Annotated in this window: 15 protein-coding genes; all 15 read left to right on the top strand. The window is 66.5% G+C overall.

What is annotated here, in order from left to right; all coding sequences use genetic code 11:
* Positions 1–18 precede the first annotated feature (18 nt).
* Positions 19–660, top strand: coding sequence for an amino acid synthesis family protein (locus BLW48_RS33555; RefSeq protein WP_093059280.1), 642 nt, complete (start codon positions 19–21; stop codon positions 658–660).
* Between the two features lie 32 nt (positions 661–692).
* Positions 693–1,277, top strand: coding sequence for an amino acid synthesis family protein (locus BLW48_RS33550; RefSeq protein ID WP_093059282.1), 585 nt, complete (start codon positions 693–695; stop codon positions 1,275–1,277).
* A gap of 67 nt (positions 1,278–1,344) precedes the next feature.
* The gene (locus BLW48_RS33545) at positions 1,345–2,550 is read left to right on the top strand and encodes an ABC transporter substrate-binding protein (protein ID WP_093059284.1); all 1,206 of its coding nucleotides are present in this window, start codon (positions 1,345–1,347) and stop codon (positions 2,548–2,550) included.
* A gap of 30 nt (positions 2,551–2,580) precedes the next feature.
* A complete protein-coding gene (locus BLW48_RS33540) occupies positions 2,581–4,515 on the top strand; it encodes an ABC transporter permease (RefSeq protein WP_093179993.1) in 1,935 nt (644 codons plus the stop codon).
* Positions 4,512–5,321, top strand: coding sequence for an ABC transporter ATP-binding protein (locus BLW48_RS33535; protein WP_093059288.1), 810 nt, complete (start codon positions 4,512–4,514; stop codon positions 5,319–5,321). Before BLW48_RS33540 ends, BLW48_RS33535 begins: the two co-directional genes overlap by 4 nt.
* Positions 5,318–6,052, top strand: a complete 735-nt coding sequence (locus BLW48_RS33530; RefSeq protein WP_093179991.1) for an ABC transporter ATP-binding protein — start codon at positions 5,318–5,320, stop codon at positions 6,050–6,052. The genes BLW48_RS33535 and BLW48_RS33530 overlap by 4 nt, the downstream gene beginning before the upstream one ends.
* A 31-nt stretch (positions 6,053–6,083) precedes the next feature.
* On the top strand, positions 6,084–6,809 hold the full coding sequence (pncA, locus tag BLW48_RS33525) for a bifunctional nicotinamidase/pyrazinamidase (RefSeq protein ID WP_093059292.1): 726 nt from the start codon (positions 6,084–6,086) through the stop codon (positions 6,807–6,809).
* A gap of 55 nt (positions 6,810–6,864) precedes the next feature.
* On the top strand, positions 6,865–8,025 hold the full coding sequence (locus BLW48_RS33520) for an ABC transporter substrate-binding protein (protein WP_256331063.1): 1,161 nt from the start codon (positions 6,865–6,867) through the stop codon (positions 8,023–8,025).
* Complete coding sequence (locus BLW48_RS33515; RefSeq protein WP_093179990.1) at positions 8,003–8,503, top strand: (2Fe-2S)-binding protein; 501 nt, start codon at positions 8,003–8,005, stop codon at positions 8,501–8,503. Before BLW48_RS33520 ends, BLW48_RS33515 begins: the two co-directional genes overlap by 23 nt.
* Positions 8,500–12,201, top strand: coding sequence for a molybdopterin cofactor-binding domain-containing protein (locus BLW48_RS33510; protein WP_093179988.1), 3,702 nt, complete (start codon positions 8,500–8,502; stop codon positions 12,199–12,201). Before BLW48_RS33515 ends, BLW48_RS33510 begins: the two co-directional genes overlap by 4 nt.
* A gap of 89 nt (positions 12,202–12,290) precedes the next feature.
* On the top strand, positions 12,291–13,472 hold the full coding sequence (locus tag BLW48_RS33505) for a fumarylacetoacetate hydrolase family protein (protein WP_093179987.1): 1,182 nt from the start codon (positions 12,291–12,293) through the stop codon (positions 13,470–13,472).
* A 151-nt stretch (positions 13,473–13,623) separates the two neighbouring features.
* Entirely contained in the window at positions 13,624–14,718 is a 1,095-nt protein-coding gene (tssA, locus tag BLW48_RS33500; protein WP_093179985.1) for a type VI secretion system protein TssA, read from the top strand.
* A gap of 91 nt (positions 14,719–14,809) precedes the next feature.
* Entirely contained in the window at positions 14,810–15,388 is a 579-nt protein-coding gene (tssB, locus tag BLW48_RS33495) for a type VI secretion system contractile sheath small subunit (RefSeq protein ID WP_093081718.1), read from the top strand.
* A 33-nt stretch (positions 15,389–15,421) separates the two neighbouring features.
* Positions 15,422–16,930: a type VI secretion system contractile sheath large subunit gene (gene tssC, locus BLW48_RS33490; protein ID WP_093059305.1), complete on the top strand. Its 1,509-nt coding sequence runs from the start codon at positions 15,422–15,424 to the stop codon at positions 16,928–16,930.
* A gap of 47 nt (positions 16,931–16,977) precedes the next feature.
* Positions 16,978–17,108, top strand: a 131-nt coding sequence (locus BLW48_RS33485; RefSeq protein WP_143042660.1) for a type VI secretion system tube protein Hcp, incomplete at its 3' end; no start/stop codon positions are given.

The raw sequence follows: 17,108 nt of genomic DNA, 5'->3' as shown, positions 1-17,108 counted from the left end.
AAAGCAAGGTTCTTTTTCATGATCGAAATCCGACGCGTCTTCACCCATGTCGAGCACATCCACCACGAGTTCGGACCGCGCGCCGAAACGCCGCTGGTGCGCGGTGCCATCGGCGCGGTGCTGACCAATCCGTTCGCCGGCCGCTACGAGCCCGACATCCTGCCGATGATGGCGCTGCTCGACCCCGTAGGCGTCGACATGGCGCACAAGCTGCACGCCGCCATGGACGTGCCGCTGGAGCAGATCGCCACCTACGGCAAGGGCGCCATCGTCGGCGCCGATGGCGAGCTGGAGCACGGCGCGTTGTGGCACGTGCCCGGCGGCTACGCAATGCGCGAGCTGCTCGGCTGGAAGGGCAGCCGCGTTGCCTACACCGCAGGCACGGCCGAAGAGAAAACCGGCCAGCCCGGCAATGCGCTGTCCATCGTGCCCTCGACCAAGAAGGTCGGCCCGCCCGGCGCCGCGCTCGATGTGCCGCTGACCAACATCAACGCCAGCTACGTGCGCGGCCAGTTCGACGCCATCGAAGTGCGAGTGCCTGGCGCGCCGGCTGCGGACGAGATCGTCTTCATCCTCGCGATGAGCACGGGCTACCGCGTGCATGCCCGTGTCGGCGGCCTGCTCGCAGAGAACATCAGCAAGTGGGACGGCCTGCGCTGACCCGCACAGAGACAAGACAAGGAACACAGAACATGACCGCCAACATCCGCAAGCTCGTCATCCAGGTCGATGAAACCCGCAAGGAAATGGGCAAGGACGTCACGCCGCCCACGCGCCGCGCCGTCGCCATCGCCGTGATCGAGAACCCCTACGCCGGTCGCTACAGCGAGAACCTAGACGAGCTGATCGCCATCGGCGAAGAACTCGGCGCGCTGCTCGGCCAGAAGGCCGTGAAGGCTCTGGGCATCGAGCCCGGCCAGGCGCAGAGCTACGGCAAGGCCGCCATCGTCGGCGAGCGCGGCGAGCTCGAACACGCCGCCGCCATCCTGCATCCCAAGCTGGGCGCGCCGCTGCGCGTTGCGGTCGAGAAGGGCGCCGCACTCGTGCCCTCGGCCAAGAAGCAAGGCACGCTGGGCACCGCCATCGACGTGCCGCTCGGCCACAAGGACGCAGCCTTCGTGCGCAGTCACTTCGACGCGATCGAAGCCCGCGTGAGCGATGCACCGCGCGCCAACGAGATCGTGGTGGCGGTTGCCGTCACCGACAGCGGCCGTCCGCTGCCGCGCATCGGCGGCCTGCAGGCCCATGAAATCAAGGGCGAAGACGGTCTTCGCTGACGCTGTCTTTCGCTCTCGCCCAATCACGGTGTTTTCTTTCCTCATTCGATCTCAAGGAGCTTTCCCCATGAACCCATTGCGTCACGTCTTCAGCGCCGCGGCCCTCGCTGCGCTGACCACTGCTCTCGTTCCCGCGCATGCGCAGGGCGTGATCAAGATCGGCGAGGTCAACAGCTACAAGGCACAGCCCGCCTTCCTGGAGCCCTACAAGAAGGGCATGGAGCTGGCCGTCGAAGAAATCAACGCCAAGGGCGGCGTGAACGGAAAGAAGATCGAGCTCATCACGCGCGACGACAACGCCAACCCCGGCGACGCCGTGCGCGTGGCCGAAGAACTGGTGGCGCGCGAGAAGATCGACGTGCTCACCGGCACCTTCCTGTCGAACACCGGCCTGGCCGTGGCCGACTTCGCCAAGCAGAAGAAGATCTTCTTCCTGGCCGGCGAGCCGCTGACCGACAAGATGACCTGGCAGGGCGGCAACGAATACACCTACCGCCTGCGTCCCGGCACCTACATGCAGGCAGCGATGCTCGTGCCCGAGGCCGTCAAGCTCAAGAAGAAGCGCTGGGCCGTCGTGTACCCCAACTACGAATACGGCCAGTCGGCCGTGGCTGCCTTCAAGGCGCTGCTGAAGGCCGCGCAGCCCGACGTCGAGTTCGTCGCCGAGCAGGCGCCGCCGCTGGGCAAGGTCGACGCAGGCGCCGTGGTCCAGGCGCTGGCCGATGCCAAGCCCGACGCAATCTTCAACGTGCTGTTCGCCGCCGACCTGTCGAAGTTCGTGCGCGAAGGCAACACCCGCGGCCTGTTCAAGGACCGCACCGTCGTCAGCGTGCTGACCGGCGAGCCCGAGTACCTCGACCCGCTGAAGGACGAAACGCCCAACGGCTGGATCGTGACCGGCTACCCCTGGTATGGCATCCAGACGCCCGAGCACAAGGCCTTCTTCCTCGCGTACCACGCCAAGTACAACGACTATCCGCGCCTCGGCTCGGTGGTCGGCTACAGCATGATCAAGTCGGTCGCGGCCGGCGCCGCCAAGGCCAAGAGCACCGAAACGCCGAAGCTCCTCGAAGCCTTCAAGGGCCTGCAGGTCGACACGCCGTTCGGCAAGATCAGCTACCGCGCCGAAGACCACCAGTCCACCATGGGAGCCTTCGTCGGCAAGACGAAGAACGAAAACGGCAAGGGCGTGATGGTCGACTACACCTACTTCGACGGCGCCAAGTTCCAGCCCTCCGCCGCCGACGTCAAGAAGTCGCGCGCCGCAGACTGACCCTGATCCTTTTTCGGAACGCTTGCACCCATGAGCCTCTCGTCCCTGCTGCTTCAGTTCCTCACCGGGCTGTCGTCGGCTTCGTCGCTGTTCCTCGTGGGGGCCGGCCTTTCGTTGATCTTCGGCGTCACGCGCATCGTCAACTTTGCGCATGGCTCCTTCTTCATGGTCGGCATCTACCTGGCCTACACGCTGGTCGAGAAGCTCGGCGGCGGCATGGGCTTCTGGCCCGCGCTGGTGATTTCCGCGCTCGCGGTCGGCATTCTCGGCGCGCTGATCGAGATGGTGCTGCTGCGCCGCATCTACAAGTCGCCCGAGCTGTTCCAGCTGCTGGCGACCTTCGCACTGGTCCTTGTCATCAAGGACGCGGTGCTCTACATCTGGGGGCCTGACGAACTGCTCGGGCCGCGCGCGCCGGGCCTGTCGGGTTCCGTCGAAATCCTGGGCCGGCAGTTTCCGACCTACGACCTGTTCCTGATCGTCGTCGGCCCGGTCGTGCTCGGCCTGATGTGGCTGCTGCTCACGCGCACCCGCTGGGGCACGCTGGTGCGTGCCGCCACACAAGACCGCGAGATGGTCAGCGCGCTGGGCGTGAACCAGGCCTGGCTCTTCACCGCGGTGTTCGCGCTCGGCGCGATGCTCGCGGGCCTGGGCGGTGCGCTGCAGCTGCCGCGCGAGCCGGCCACCCTCGCGATGGACCTCAACACCATCGGCGCGGCCTTCGTGGTCGTGGTGGTGGGCGGCATGGGCTCCATTCCGGGCGCCTATGCGGCGGCGCTGCTGATCTCCGAGATCAAGGCCGTGTGCATCTGGCTCGGCGTGGTGGAAATCTTCGGCTACAGCGTGTCCTTCTCGAAGCTCACGCTGGTGGTCGACTTCATCGTCATGGCCATCGTGCTGGTGTGGCGCCCGTGGGGCCTGTTCGGCCGGCCGCAGGCGCCGAGCCGCTACGTGGGCATGGCCGAGGAGCCGCTGCGCCGCGCGAGCAAGGGCTACCTGTGGCTGGTCGCCGCGCTCGGCGTGGTGCTCATGGCGATGCCGCTGCTCACCGCCGATTCGCCCTACACCACGGTGCTGATGATCGACCTGCTGATTGCCGCGCTGTTCGCCGCCAGCCTGCACTTCATCATGGGGCCGGCCGGCATGCACTCGTTCGGCCATGCCGCCTACTTCGGCCTCGGGGCTTACGGCGCCGCGCTGCTGGTGCGCTCCAGCGGCCTGCCGATGGAAGTGGCGCTCATCGTGGCTCCGCTCGTCGCGGCCATCGGCGCCTTCATCTATGGCTGGTTCGCGGTGCGGCTGTCGGGTGTGTACCTGGCCATGCTCACGCTGGCCTTCGCGCAGATCACCTGGGCCATCGTCTACCAGTGGGATTCGTTCACCGGCGGCAGCAACGGCCTCACGGGCGTGTGGCCGTCGGAGTGGCTGTCGGACAAGCGCACCTACTACTGGCTCACGCTGGTGCTCGTGGCCGCCGGCGTCATGATGCTGCGCCGCGTGCTGTTCTCGCCCTTCGGCTATGCGCTGCGCGCGGGCCGCGATTCGGTGCTGCGCGCCGACGCCATCGGCATCGACGTCAAGCGCATGCAGTGGACGGCCTTCGTCGTCGCGGGCGCCGCGGCCGGGCTGGCCGGCTCGCTCTACGCCTTCTCCAAGGGCAGCATCTCGCCAGAGAGCCTCAGCGTCGACAAGTCGGTCGACGGGCTGGTGATGGTGCTGCTGGGCGGCATCCAGACGCTGGCGGGGCCGGTGGTCGGCGCCGTCACTTTCAGCTGGTTGCACGACACCGTGGCGCGCAACACCGACTACTGGCGCGCGACGCTCGGCGCCATCATCCTGATCCTCGTGCTGCTGTTCCCGCAGGGCATTGCAGGTTTTGCGAAGCAGCTGACCGACAAGCTGCTGCGCCGCGCCAAGCCCGATGCGGCGCCTGTGGCTGCCGAGGCGAAGGAGGCCAAGGCATGACGACCACTTCCAACGCACCCCTGCTCAAGGTCGAGAACCTCGGCAAGTCTTTTGGCGGCGTGAAGGCCGTCGATGGCATCAGCTTCGAGCTGCATGCCGGCGAACTGCTCGCGCTCATCGGCCCCAACGGCGCCGGCAAGTCGACCACCTTCAACATGGTCAACGGCCAGCTCAAGGCCGACCAGGGTTCGATCCTGTTCGACGGACACGAGCTCGTGGGCCAGAAGCCGCGCGCCATCTGGCGCCAGGGCGTGGGCCGCACTTTCCAGATTGCCGAAACCTTTGCCTCGCTCACCGTGGTCGAGAACGTGCAGATGGCGCTGCTGTCGCACGACGGCAAGCTGTTCTCCATGTGGCGCCGCGCGGCCGACCACAAGCGCGACGAAGCACTGGCGCTGCTCGACCAGGTCGGCATGAAGTCGCAGGCCGACCGGCCCTGCAGCGTGCTGGCGTACGGCGACGTGAAGCGCGTCGAGCTCGCCATCGCGATGGCCAACAGCCCCAAGCTGCTGCTGATGGACGAGCCCACCGCCGGCATGGCGCCCAAGGAGCGCAACTCGCTCATGGCGCTGACCAAAGATCTCGTCATCCAGCGCGGCATGGCCGTGCTCTTCACCGAGCACAGCATGGACGTGGTGTTCGCGTATGCCGACCGCATGATCGTGCTGGCGCGCGGCCGCCTCATCGCGCAGGGCAAGCCGCTCGAAATCCGAGACCACCCGAAGGTGCAGGAGGTGTACTTCGGCAGCGGCAAGACATTCGAGAAGATCGCAGAGAAAGCCGCAGCCCTTGGAGTCGCCGCATGAGCACACACGAACCCCTCCTGCAGGCCAAGGCCCTGTGCGCCTGGTATGGCGCCGCGCAGATCCTTTATGACGTCGACCTCGAAGTGCGTCGCGGCGAAGTGGTCGCGCTCATGGGCCGCAATGGCGCGGGCAAGTCGACCACGCTGAAGACGCTCATCGGCATGCTGACCAAGCGCCGCGGCGCGGTGCGCTTCCTGGGCCACGACATCTCCAGGAGCGAGCCGCACCACGCAGCGCGCCTGGGCCTGGGCTTCGTGCCCGAAGACCGCCGCGTGTTCACCGACCTCACGGTGATGGAGAACCTCGAAGTCGGCAAGCAGCCCGCGCGCTGCTGGGCCGACGGTACCGATGCACCGCTGTGGACGCCCGAGCGCCTGTTCAAGCTGTTCCCCAACCTCGGCGAAATGCCGAACCGTCCGGGCGGGCGCATGAGCGGCGGCGAGCAGCAGATGCTGACCGTGGCGCGCACGCTCATGGGCAACCCGTACCTCGTGCTGCTCGACGAGCCTTCCGAAGGCGTGGCACCGGTGATCGTCGAGCAGATGGCCAACATGATCCTGGAGCTCAAGGCGCAGGGCGTGAGCATCCTGCTGTCGGAGCAGAACATGCACTTCGCCGAACTGGTGTCCGACCGGGCCTATGTGCTCGAGAAGGGGCAGATCCGCTATCACGCCACCATGGCCGAGCTTGCGGCGAACGACGAAGTTCGCCGCGCCTATTTGAGCGTCTGAGTTTTTCCTTCAACCCATCGGAGTCCACGCCATGCATCGCAGAACCCTCGTGAAATCCGCCGCCGCCCTCGGGTTGGTTGGCGGTTTGGGCAGTGTCGGTTTCAACGCCTTCGCGGCGGGCAAGATCAAGCCCGGCGACAAGGCCGCACTGATCGTGGTCGACGTGCAGAACTGCTTTCTCGACGGCGGCACGCTGGCGGTGAAGGGCGGCAACGAAGTCATTCCGGTCATCAACGCACTGGCGCCCGCGTTCCAGAACATCGTTGTCACGCAAGACTGGCACACGGCGGGCCATGCATCCTTCGCGAGCACCTACAGCGGCAAGAAGCCCTTCGAGACCACCAAGCTCAGCTACGGCACGCAGGTGCTGTGGCCCGACCACTGCGTGCAGGGCACGGAAGACGCCGCGCTCGGCAAGGAGCTGAAGGTGCCCACCGCGCAGCTGATCATCCGCAAGGGCTTCCACAAGGAGATGGACAGCTACTCGGCCTTCGAGGAAGCCGATCACAAGACGGCCACGGGCCTGGCCGGCTACCTGAAGGCGCGCGGCATCAAGACCGTGTACGTCACCGGCCTGGCCACCGACTTCTGCGTGGCGTGGACCGCGATGGATGCGCGCAAGGCCGGCTTCGAGGCCTACGTGATCGAGGACGCCACGCGCGGCATCGATCTCAACGGCTCGCTGGCCGCGGCGTGGAAGCAGATGACGGCCAAGGGCGTCAAGCGCATACAGTCCGCCGACATCCAGACCGCCTGAGACCGCACCGCGAAGAACAACGACGAACAACAAGAAAACACGAGACACACGACGCATGAAGCTTTCGATCTCAAGGCGCGCCATGGTGGCGGGCAGTGCGGCCCTGGCCCTCGGCCCCGGCCTGCTGCGTTCGGCACGCGCGGAAAACGGCGTGACCGACACCACCATCCGCATCGGCCAGTCGGCCGTGTTCAGTGGGCCGGCGAAAGACTTCGGCGTCGACTACCGCGCGGGCATCAAGCTGTATTTCGACCGGGTCAACAAGTCGGGCGGCGTCAACGGTCGCAAGATCGAACTCGTCACCTACGACGACGCATACGACCCCGCAAAGACCGCCGTCAACACGGCGAAGCTGATCGACGAGGACAAGGTCTTCGCGCTCACCGGCTACGTGGCCACCGGCAACCTCGCGGCCGCGATGCCGCTGGCCGAGAAGGCGGGCGTGCCGATGTTCGCACCGCTGGTGGGCACCAGCTCGTTCCGCACCAAGGTCAACCGCTACCTGTTCCATGTGCGCGCAGGCTACGACCTGGAGCTGCGCAAGATCATCAGCCACCTCTCGACCATCGGCATCCAGTCGATCGCGGTGGTCTACCAGGACAGCGCCTTCGGCAAGTCGAACCTCGCCACCTGCGAGGAGCTGGCGGCCGACCACAAGGTGAAGGTGCTGAAGACCTTCCCGCTGGCCATCACGGCCGAGGACGCGAAGCAGGTCGTCACCGGTCTGTCTGAAGCCAAGCCTGGCGCGGTCGTGATGATCATGGCCGGGCGCATGGTCGAAGTGTTCATGCGCGATTACCGCGCGAACGGCGTGGGCTCGCCGCTGTACACGCTGTCGGTCGGCATCACCGACGCGGCCGGTTCGGCCAAGCGGCTCGACGGCAAGCTCGCGGGGCTGGTCACGGCCAGCATCGTGCCGCCGCCGCAGGCGCAGCGGATGCCCATCGTGGCCGACTACCAGCGCGACCGCGCGGAGTTCGGCGAGAAGATCGACAGCTACACCGCGCTGGAAGGCTACATCGTCGCGCGCGTGATGGTCGAGGGCCTGCGCCGCGCGGGCAAGACACTCACGCGCGACAGCTTCATCGCCGGGCTCGAAAGCATCGGCAGCACGCGCATCGGCGATTTCCCCGTCGAGTACAGCGCGAAGAACCACAACGGCTCGACCTTCGTGGACCTGGAGATGTACACCCGTGACGGCCAGTTGCGGCGCTGAGCCGCTGCACCTGCTGGTCAACGGCCAGGCGCAATCGATCGAGGGCGTGCCGCGCGAAGCAACGCTGCTGCACCTGCTGCGCAACGACCTGGGGCTGAACAGCCCCAAGTACGGCTGCGGGCTGGGACAGTGCGGCGCGTGCACGGTGCACGTCGACGGCGTGGCGGCGCGCTCGTGCGTGATTCCCGCGCGTGGCGTGGCGGGGCGATCCATCACAACGCTCGAAGGGCTGGGCGCGCGCGGCGACTGGCATCCGGTGCAGGCCGCCTTTGAAGACGCGCAGGCCGCGCAGTGCGGCTACTGCCTCAACGGCATGGTGATGCAGGCGGCGGCCTTGCTTGCGCGCGATCCTGATGCGAGCGATGCGCGCATCCGCAGCGAGCTTTCGGGCAACCTGTGCCGCTGCGGCACCCACATCGAAATTCTCGACGCCGTGCAACGAGCGGCGGCGCGCATGCGCGCGCATCCGGCCACATGACGCGACGCGCCGATCTTCCGCGGACACGCGCCGAGTTCCTGTCGGCCAATGGCGTGCTGCTGGTGGTGCGCGAGACCCCGCTCGCACCGCCGCCCGCCAAGGGCCAGCCCGCGTTCATTGCCGGCAACCCGATCGAAGGCGACGAGATCCTGCTCGCCGTGTGGGACGACGGCAGCGCCTCGGCACTCAACGGCCACGTCGACCTGGGCACCGGCATCCAGACCGCGCTCGGGCAGATCGTGGCCGAGGAACTGGACCTCGGCATGCCCTGCGTGCGCGTGATGCTCGGCGACACCGCGCGCGCGCCCAACCAGGGCGCGACGATCGCGAGCGCGTCGATCCAGATCCATGCGCAGCCGATGCGGCTTGCCGCTGCGCAGGCGCGCGCGTGGCTGACGGCGCGCGCGGCCGAACGGCTTGGCGTGGCCGTCGATGGACTGCAGGCGCATAACGGCGTGGTGCGAACCACCGAAGCGCCGGACCGACACGTCAGCTATGCCGAGCTGGTTGCCGGCCAGCGCACCGTGCTGCGGCTAGATCCGCAGGCGCAGCCCAAGAACCCCGCCGATTACCGAGTCGTCGGCACACGGCAGGCGCGCGTCGACATTCCGGCCAAGCTGGCAGGCGAGCTCGTGTTCGTGCACGACATGCGCGTGCCCGGCATGCTGCACGGTCGCGTGGTGCGCCCACCGTATGCGGGTGCGGACCATGGCGAGTTCATCGGCAACACGCTCGAGGCGGTCGATGAATCGTCGATTGCGCACATCCCCGGCATCCGCGCCGTGGTCGTGATCCGCGACTTCGTCGGCATCGTGGCCGAGCGCGAGGAGCACGCCGAGCAGGCCTTGCGTGAACTGCACGTCACGTGGAAGTCGTGGCCCGGCATGCCCGACCTGGGCGACCTGGCGCAGGCGCTGCGCGACAACCCGTCGACGCAGCGCCTGCTGGTCGATGAAGGCGATGTCGATGGCGCCATTGCCGCCGCCGCGCAGCCGATGCATCGCACCTACGTGTGGCCGTACCAGATGCATGCCTCCATCGGCCCTTCGTGCGCGCTCGCCGACTGGCAGCCGGCCGACGGCAGCGGCATGCAGCTGCGTTGCTGGGCCGGCTCGCAGAACCCGCACGTGCTGCGCGCCGATCTCGCGAAGCTCATGGGCGTGGAGGACGTTCAGGTCGACGTGGTCCGCATGGAAGCTGCTGGCTGCTATGGCCGCAATGGCGCCGACGACGTGGCCGCCGATGCGGCGCTGCTCGCCCGTGCGGTCGGCGCACCGGTGCGCGTGCAGCTCACGCGCGAGCAGGAGCATGCGTGGGAGCCCAAGGGCGCCGCGCAGCTCATGGAGATCGACGGCGGCCTCATGGCAGACGGCCGCGTCGCTGCATACGACTTCGAAACCTCTTATCCGTCGAACGGCGCGCCGACGCTTGCGCTGCTGCTCACGCGCACCATCGAACCGGTGGCGCAGGCTTTCGAGATGGGCGACCGCACCGCCCGCCCGCCCTACACGTACGACAACCTGCGCGTGAAGGTCAACGACATGGCGCCGATCGTGCGCGCCTCGTGGTTGCGCGGCGTGTCGGCGCTGCCCAGTTCGTTCGCACACGAGTCGTACATCGACGAGCTGGCGACTGCTGCGGGTGTGGACCCGGTGCAGTTCCGGTTGCGGCATCTGGAAGATCCGCGCGCGGTCGAGCTGGTGCAGGCCACCGCGCAGAAGGCCGGCTGGCGCATGCGCACCGGGCCGCAGGAGAACGCGGACGGTGGGCTCGGCGAAGGGGGCGACATCCTCTTCGGGCAGGGTTTTGCGTACGCCCGCTACATCCACAGCAAGTGGCCGGGCTTCGGCGCCGCGTGGGCCGCGTGGGTGGCCGACGTCGAGGTCAACCGCAAGACCGGCGAGGTGCATGTGCGCCGCGTGGTGGTGGGGCATGACGCGGGGCTGATGATCAACCCGGCAGGGGTCGAGCATCAGATACACGGCAATGTGATCCAGACCACGAGCCGGGCGCTGAAGGAGCAGGTGCGGTTCGCGCCGCAACAGCAGCAGCAAGGCACGGCGACAGGTGCGCAGCTGCCGGGCGTGCTGCCTTCGGGCGTGGTCGCGAGCCGCGAGTGGGGCAGCTACCCGATCATCAATTTCCGCGAAGTGCCGGTGATCGAGGTGATGCACATGCCCCGGCCCGGCGAACCTTCGCTGGGGGCCGGAGAGTCGTCTTCGGTGCCGGGGACTGCGGCGATCGCGAATGCAATCTTCGATGCGACGGGGGTGCGATTTCGCTCGCCGCCGTTTACGCCGGAGACGGTGCTGGCGGAATTGAACCGGGGGTTGCCTGGTGACGCCGTCGTGCCCCCATCCCAACCTTCCCCCAGAGGGGGAAGGAGCAATGCACTCTGGCCGCGCCGCAAGGGCTTGTGGGCTAACGGCGCCGCGCTCGTCGTCGGCGGCATCGGCGTTGTCGCCGGCCTGCTCGGCTGGCGCTCCGCCATCGCGCCCGTATCGCTCACCGCTCCGGTCTACAGCCAGGCCACCATCGAACGCGGTCGTGTGCTCGCCGCCGCCGGCGACTGCGCCGTGTGCCACACAGCCCCTGGCGGCGCGCCCAATGCGGGCGGTCGCGCGATGGAAACGCCCTTCGGCACGCTCTACACGACCAACCTCACGCCCGACCCCGAGACGGGCCTCGGCCGCTGGTCCTTCAGCGCCTTCCAGCGCGCGATGCGCGAAGGCGTCTCGCGCGACGGCCGCTACCTGTACCCCGCGTTCCCCTACACCGCATTCGCGAAGACCAGCGACGACGACCTGCAGGCGCTCTATGCGTACTTCATGTCGATGCCTGCGGTGCGTGCGGAAACGCCGAAGTCCGAGCTCAAGTTCCCGTTCAGCATGCGGCCGCTGATGGCCGGCTGGAATGCACTCTTCCATGACCCGACGCCGATGCAGCCCGTGGCCACGCAAAGCGCGGAATGGAACCGTGGCGCGTATCTCGTCAACGGCCTCGGTCATTGCGGTGCCTGCCACACGCCGCGCAATGCGCTCGGCGCGGAGCAGGGCGGCAGCGCCTTCCTGTCGGGCGCCATGATCGATGGCTGGGAAGCACCGGCGCTCACGCACCTGTCGAAGTCAGCGGTGCCGTGGGACGCCGACGAGCTCTATCGCTACTTGCGCCACGGCCACACGCAGCGCCATGGCATCGCCGGCGGGCCGATGGCCGAGGTGGTGCGCGAGCTTGCGCAGGTGCCGGATGAAGACGTACGCGCGATGGCAAGCTACCTCGGTTCGTTCAATCCAGCACCGTCCGTGCAACCGACTGTCGTGGCACAGCAAGCGGTCGATAACGCCGCACGCACGCAGGGCCAGTTGTCCGGTCCCGCGCAGCGCATGTTCGACAGCGCCTGCGCCTCCTGCCACCACGACGGCAACGGCCCCACGCTGCTTGGCGTGAACACGCCGCTCGCGCTCAACAGCAACCTCACGAGCGCGAGGCCAGACAACCTGCTGCGCACCATCCTCGACGGCGTGCGCGAGCCCGCGAGCCGCGACATCGGTTTCATGCCCGCGTTCCGCGAAGTGCTCGACGACCGGCAGATCGCCGAGCTTGCCGGCTACATGCGCACGCGCTTCGCACCGCAGGAGCCTGCGTGGGCCAACCTGCCTGCCGACGTGGCGCGCGTGCGCGCCGCGCCGGGACACTGACACCAGAAAGAGAAGAGCCGGCCGCGTCGCAATCCGCTGTGCGCCGCTACGATGCAACGTAGCGCACACATCCAAGGAGACACCACGCCATGCCGCTCGATCTTTCAATCTCTTCCAGCCTGCCCCGCGACGCCGAACGCGCCACCCTCGTCGGCCGTTTGTGGCAACCCGACGTGGGCCCCGTGCTGGTGGCCGTGCACGACGGCGACCTGTACGACCTGTCGGCGCTCGCGCCGACCATGAGCGACCTGCTTGAGGGCAAGAAAGGGCCTGCAGAAGCCGTTCGCCATGCATTGCAGGGCGCACCGCGCATCGCTGCACTCGACGAAGTCCTTGCCAACAGTGACGAGACCGCGCGCGACACGAGCAAGCCCTGGCTGCTCGCACCCTGCGACCTGCAGGCCATCAAGGCCAGCGGCGTCACCTTCGTCGCGAGCCTGCTCGAACGCGTGATCGAAGAGCAGGCGCGCGGCGACGCATCGAAGGCCGAGGCCACGCGCGCGGCCATCGGCGGCGTGCTCGGCGACAACCTTGCCGACATCGTGCCGGGCTCGCCCGAGGCCATGAAGGTCAAGGAAGTGCTGATCGCGCAGGGCGCGTGGTCGCAGTACCTCGAAGTCGGCATCGGCCCCGACGCCGAGATCTTCACCAAGGCCCCGGTGCTCTCCGCCGTGGGCACGGGGGCCGACGTCGGCATTCATTCGGGCTCGGTGTGGAACAACCCGGAGCCCGAGGTCGTGCTAGCCGTCAACAGTCGCGGCGAGACGCTTGGCGCCGCGCTGGGCAACGACGTCAACCTGCGCGACTTCGAAGGCCGCAGCGCGCTGCTGCTCGGCAAGGCCAAGGACAACAACGCCTCGTGCGCCATCGGCCCCTTCATCCGCCTGTTCGATGCGCACTTCGGCATTGCGGACGTGCGCCGCATCACCGTCGCGCTGGAAGTGACCGGCCCCGAGGGCTTCACGCTCGAGGGTTCGAGCTCGCTGTCGAAGATCAGTCGCGATCCGCTCGACCTCGTGGCGCAGACCGTGGGTAGGCATCACGCCTACCCTGATGGTTTCATGTTGTTTCTTGGAACGATGTTCGCGCCGACACAAGACCGTCATGGGCCTGGGCAAGGATTCACCCACGTCGTGGGCGACCGAGTGTGCATTGCCGCACCGGAACTCGGCGCCCTGGTCAATCGCGTTGTGCACGCGGACCAGGCGCCGATGTGGACTTTTGGTATCAGTGCGTTGATGCGCAATTTGAGTGAACGCGGTCTGCTGTGATTCGCATGTAGACGTTCCGTTTGAATTTCAAAAGGAGTTGTACTCCTTAGTAATTCATATGCGTCGTGTTGCAATCTGTTGCTGTTGACCGCGCCTCTTGTTCCCCTCAAGATTGCCGCTGTTACGAAACGGTTGAACAGGGAGAAGAGGTTTGTCGCCGAGCGAAATCGATCTATTGCAGTTGCCTGTGGAAGGCTCGCATCCGTGCGGTGAAGACCTGGAATACGACCCCGATTTCATGGCGTTGCACCAAGCAACAACCGGTAAGCGCGAGCAGCAATTCGGCTCGACGATCATCCCCGCCGAGCCACCCGACTGGGCCCGCGTGGAGCGCATCGCGAAGCAGCTGTGCACACGTACGCGCGACCTGCGGGTGCTGGTGCCCCTCACGCTGGCCTGGACCGAAAACCGTGGCTTGCCCGGCTATGTCGATGGGTTGCAACTCGTCGACGCCGTGCTGCAGAAATTCTGGGACGGCGTGCATCCGCGCGTTGTCGACGATGGCTTCGAAGACCCGCTGCCGCGCATGAATGCACTGGCCGCGCTGGCCGAGGCCGAGGGATTGGGGCGCAGTGTTCGCGATGCAAGGCTGCTCGAAGACGGCGGCGCATCAATGAGCCTGCGACAGGTCGAAGCCTTGCTCGATTCGAGCAAGACCGACCATCAGATCGATTACCCGGGCGGCATCGGCCGGCTGCGGGACGCGGCGCGGCGTGCGCAGGAAAAGGCGGCGCCCCCGGTGGTGGCATTGCGTGCTGCGCTCGACCTGCTGCAGCGCATACGCGAGACCTGCGAGCGCGCGCTAGGTCAAAGCTGGGCGCCTGATTTCTCGCGGCTCGAACGCTCGCTGCGCACCGTGGCCCAGCTGTTGCCCGAGCAGGCGCAGAGCGAAGGGGGCGGGGCTGGCGAAGCCCACTCTGGAGCCGATCCGCAAGGGGCGGGAGTTGCCGAGCCGGCTGCGAAGGGTGCTGCTGCCGGCAATGCAAATGGTGGTGCTGGCCTACGCACGGTGCCTATTAAAGATATTGAAATATCGACTCGTGATGATGTGCAAGTGTTGTTGGAAAAAGCTTGCCAGTTCATGGAGCGCACGGAACCCAGTCATCCGGCGCCCATGCTGATTCGCAGAGCGCAGCGGCTGCTGGATCTCAACTTCTTCCAGATCATCGAAGAGCTTGTGCCCGAGGGATTGCAAAAGATAGAAAGCCTTGCTGGACGCCCGCTGAACAGTGGGGGCAGCACGTAATAAGAAGAAGGCGGAGGCCGTCGCGGACTCCGCTGGCCGGCAGGACTGCCGGGGTCGTACCCACACGCATTACAGATTCAAGAGGAAGCTTATGGCAGACAACCGTGTCAGAAACAGTGGTCAGAAGTTCATTGCGCGCAATCGCGCGCCGCGTGTGCAGATCGAATACGACGTCGAGATCTACGGCAGCGAACGCAAGATCCAGCTGCCCTTCGTGATGGGCGTCATCGCCGATCTCGCGGGCAAGCAGGTCGACCCGATGCCCGACCTCGGCGAGCGCGAGTTCATGGCGGTGGACATCGACAACTTCGATGAACGCATGAAGTCCATCAAGCCGCGCGTTGCCTTCCAGGTGCCCAACACGCTCACCGGCGACGGCCAGATGAACGTCGACATCACCTTCGACAGCATGGACGACTTCTCGCCCGCGCGCATCGCCCGCCAGGTCGGCGCGCTGCAGCACCTGCTCGAAGCGCGCACCGAGCTGTCGAACCTGCTGTCCTACATGGACGGCAAGAACGGCGCAGAGCAACTGATAGCGCAGGCACTGCAGAACCCGGGGCTTCTCAAGTCGCTGGCCTCGGCGCCGAACCCGGCCGTCGCCAAGGCAGTGGAAGCCGCCAACGAAAAGGCCGGCACGCCCGGCAACCCAGGGACCTCTTCCGAGTAAGCGCGAGCACGAGCAGCAAGGACCGTCATCATCATGAGCACCGCCCCCAAACAGACCGCCGCGCGCGCACCCGCCTCCGTCGAAACGCTCGAGCCGAACGAGTTCTCCGACCTGCTGCAGCGCGAGTTCAAGCCCAAGACCGACCAGGCCCGCGAGGCGGTCGAGAACGCCGTCAAGACGCTGGCCGTGCAGGCGCTGGAAAGCACCGTCACCGTCTCCAACGATGCCTACCGCACGGTGCAGGCCATCATCACCGAGATCGACCGCAAGCTCTCCGAGCAGATCAACCAGATCCTGCACCACGAGGACTTCCAGCAGCTCGAAGGCGCGTGGCGCGGCCTGCACTATCTCGTGAACAACACCGAGACCGACGAGCAGCTCAAGATCCGCGTGATGTGCGCGTCCAAGCGTGAAGTGGCGCGCTCGCTCAAGCGCCACAAGGGTATCGGCTGGGACCAGAGCCCGCTGTTCAAGAAGATCTACGAAGCCGAGTACGGCCAGTTCGGCGGCGAGCCCTTCGGCGCGCTGATCGGCGACTTCCATTTCGACCATAGCCCACCCGACGTCGAGATGCTCAGCGAAATGGCCAAGATCGCCGCGGCCGCGCACTGCCCCTTCATCGCCGGCGCATCGCCCACCGTGATGCAGATGGACTCGTGGCAGGAGCTGTCGAACCCGCGCGACCTGACCAAGATCTTCCAGAACACCGAGCACACCGCATGGCGCAGCCTGCGCGACTCGGAAGACGCGCGCTACATCGGCCTGGCCATGCCGCGCTTCCTGGCGCGCCTGCCATACGGCGCGCGCACCAATCCGGTCGACGAATTCGAGTTCGAGGAAGAGACCGACTCGGCCGCGCACAGCCGCTACACCTGGGCCAACTCGGCCTATGCAATGGGCGTGAACATCAACCGCTCGTTCAAGCAGTACGGCTGGTGCACTTCCATCCGCGGCGTGGAGTCCGGCGGTGCGGTGGAGAACCTGCCCACGCACACCTTCCCGACCGACGACGGCGGTGTGGACATGAAGTGCCCGACCGAGATCGCCATCAGCGACCGGCGCGAGGCCGAGCTCGCCAAGAACGGCTTCATGCCGCTGGTGCATCGCAAGAACTCCGACTTTGCCGCATTCATTGGCGCGCAGTCGCTGCAGCTGCCGGCTGAGTACTACGACGCCGACGCAACGGCCAACGCGAACCTCGCGGCGCGCCTGCCGTATCTGTTCGCCTGCTGCCGCTTCGCGCACTACCTGAAGTGCATCGTGCGAGACAAGATCGGTTCGTTCCGCGAGCGCGAGGACATGGAGCGTTGGCTCAACGACTGGATCATGAACTACGTCGACGGCAGCCCCGGCACCTCGTCGCAGGACACGAAGGCAATGAAGCCGCTGGCGGCGGCGGAAGTCCAGGTGGAAGCCATCGAGGACAACCCGGGCTACTACGCCGCCAAGTTTTTTCTCCGGCCGCACTATCAGCTCGAAGGGCTGACGGTGTCGTTGCGGCTGGTTTCGAAGCTGCCATCCAACAAGAAGGACAGCAGCTAATTCAACGGTGTCCCGGAATCGGGCACATATAACTTTGGGGGTTAATCATGGCAGTAGACATGTTCATGCGCGTTGAAGGCGCGAACGGCGAATCGAAGGACTCGAACCACAAGGAGTGGACGGACATCAAGTCGTTTGCGTGGGGAGCAACGCAGCCTGGAAACATGGTCAGCGGCGG

This window comes from Variovorax sp. YR266, from assembly GCF_900107295.1.
GTDB lineage: Bacteria > Pseudomonadota > Gammaproteobacteria > Burkholderiales > Burkholderiaceae_C > Variovorax.
Note: the sequence above shows the minus strand (reverse complement) of the source record. Positions and strands in the feature narration are given on the sequence as shown.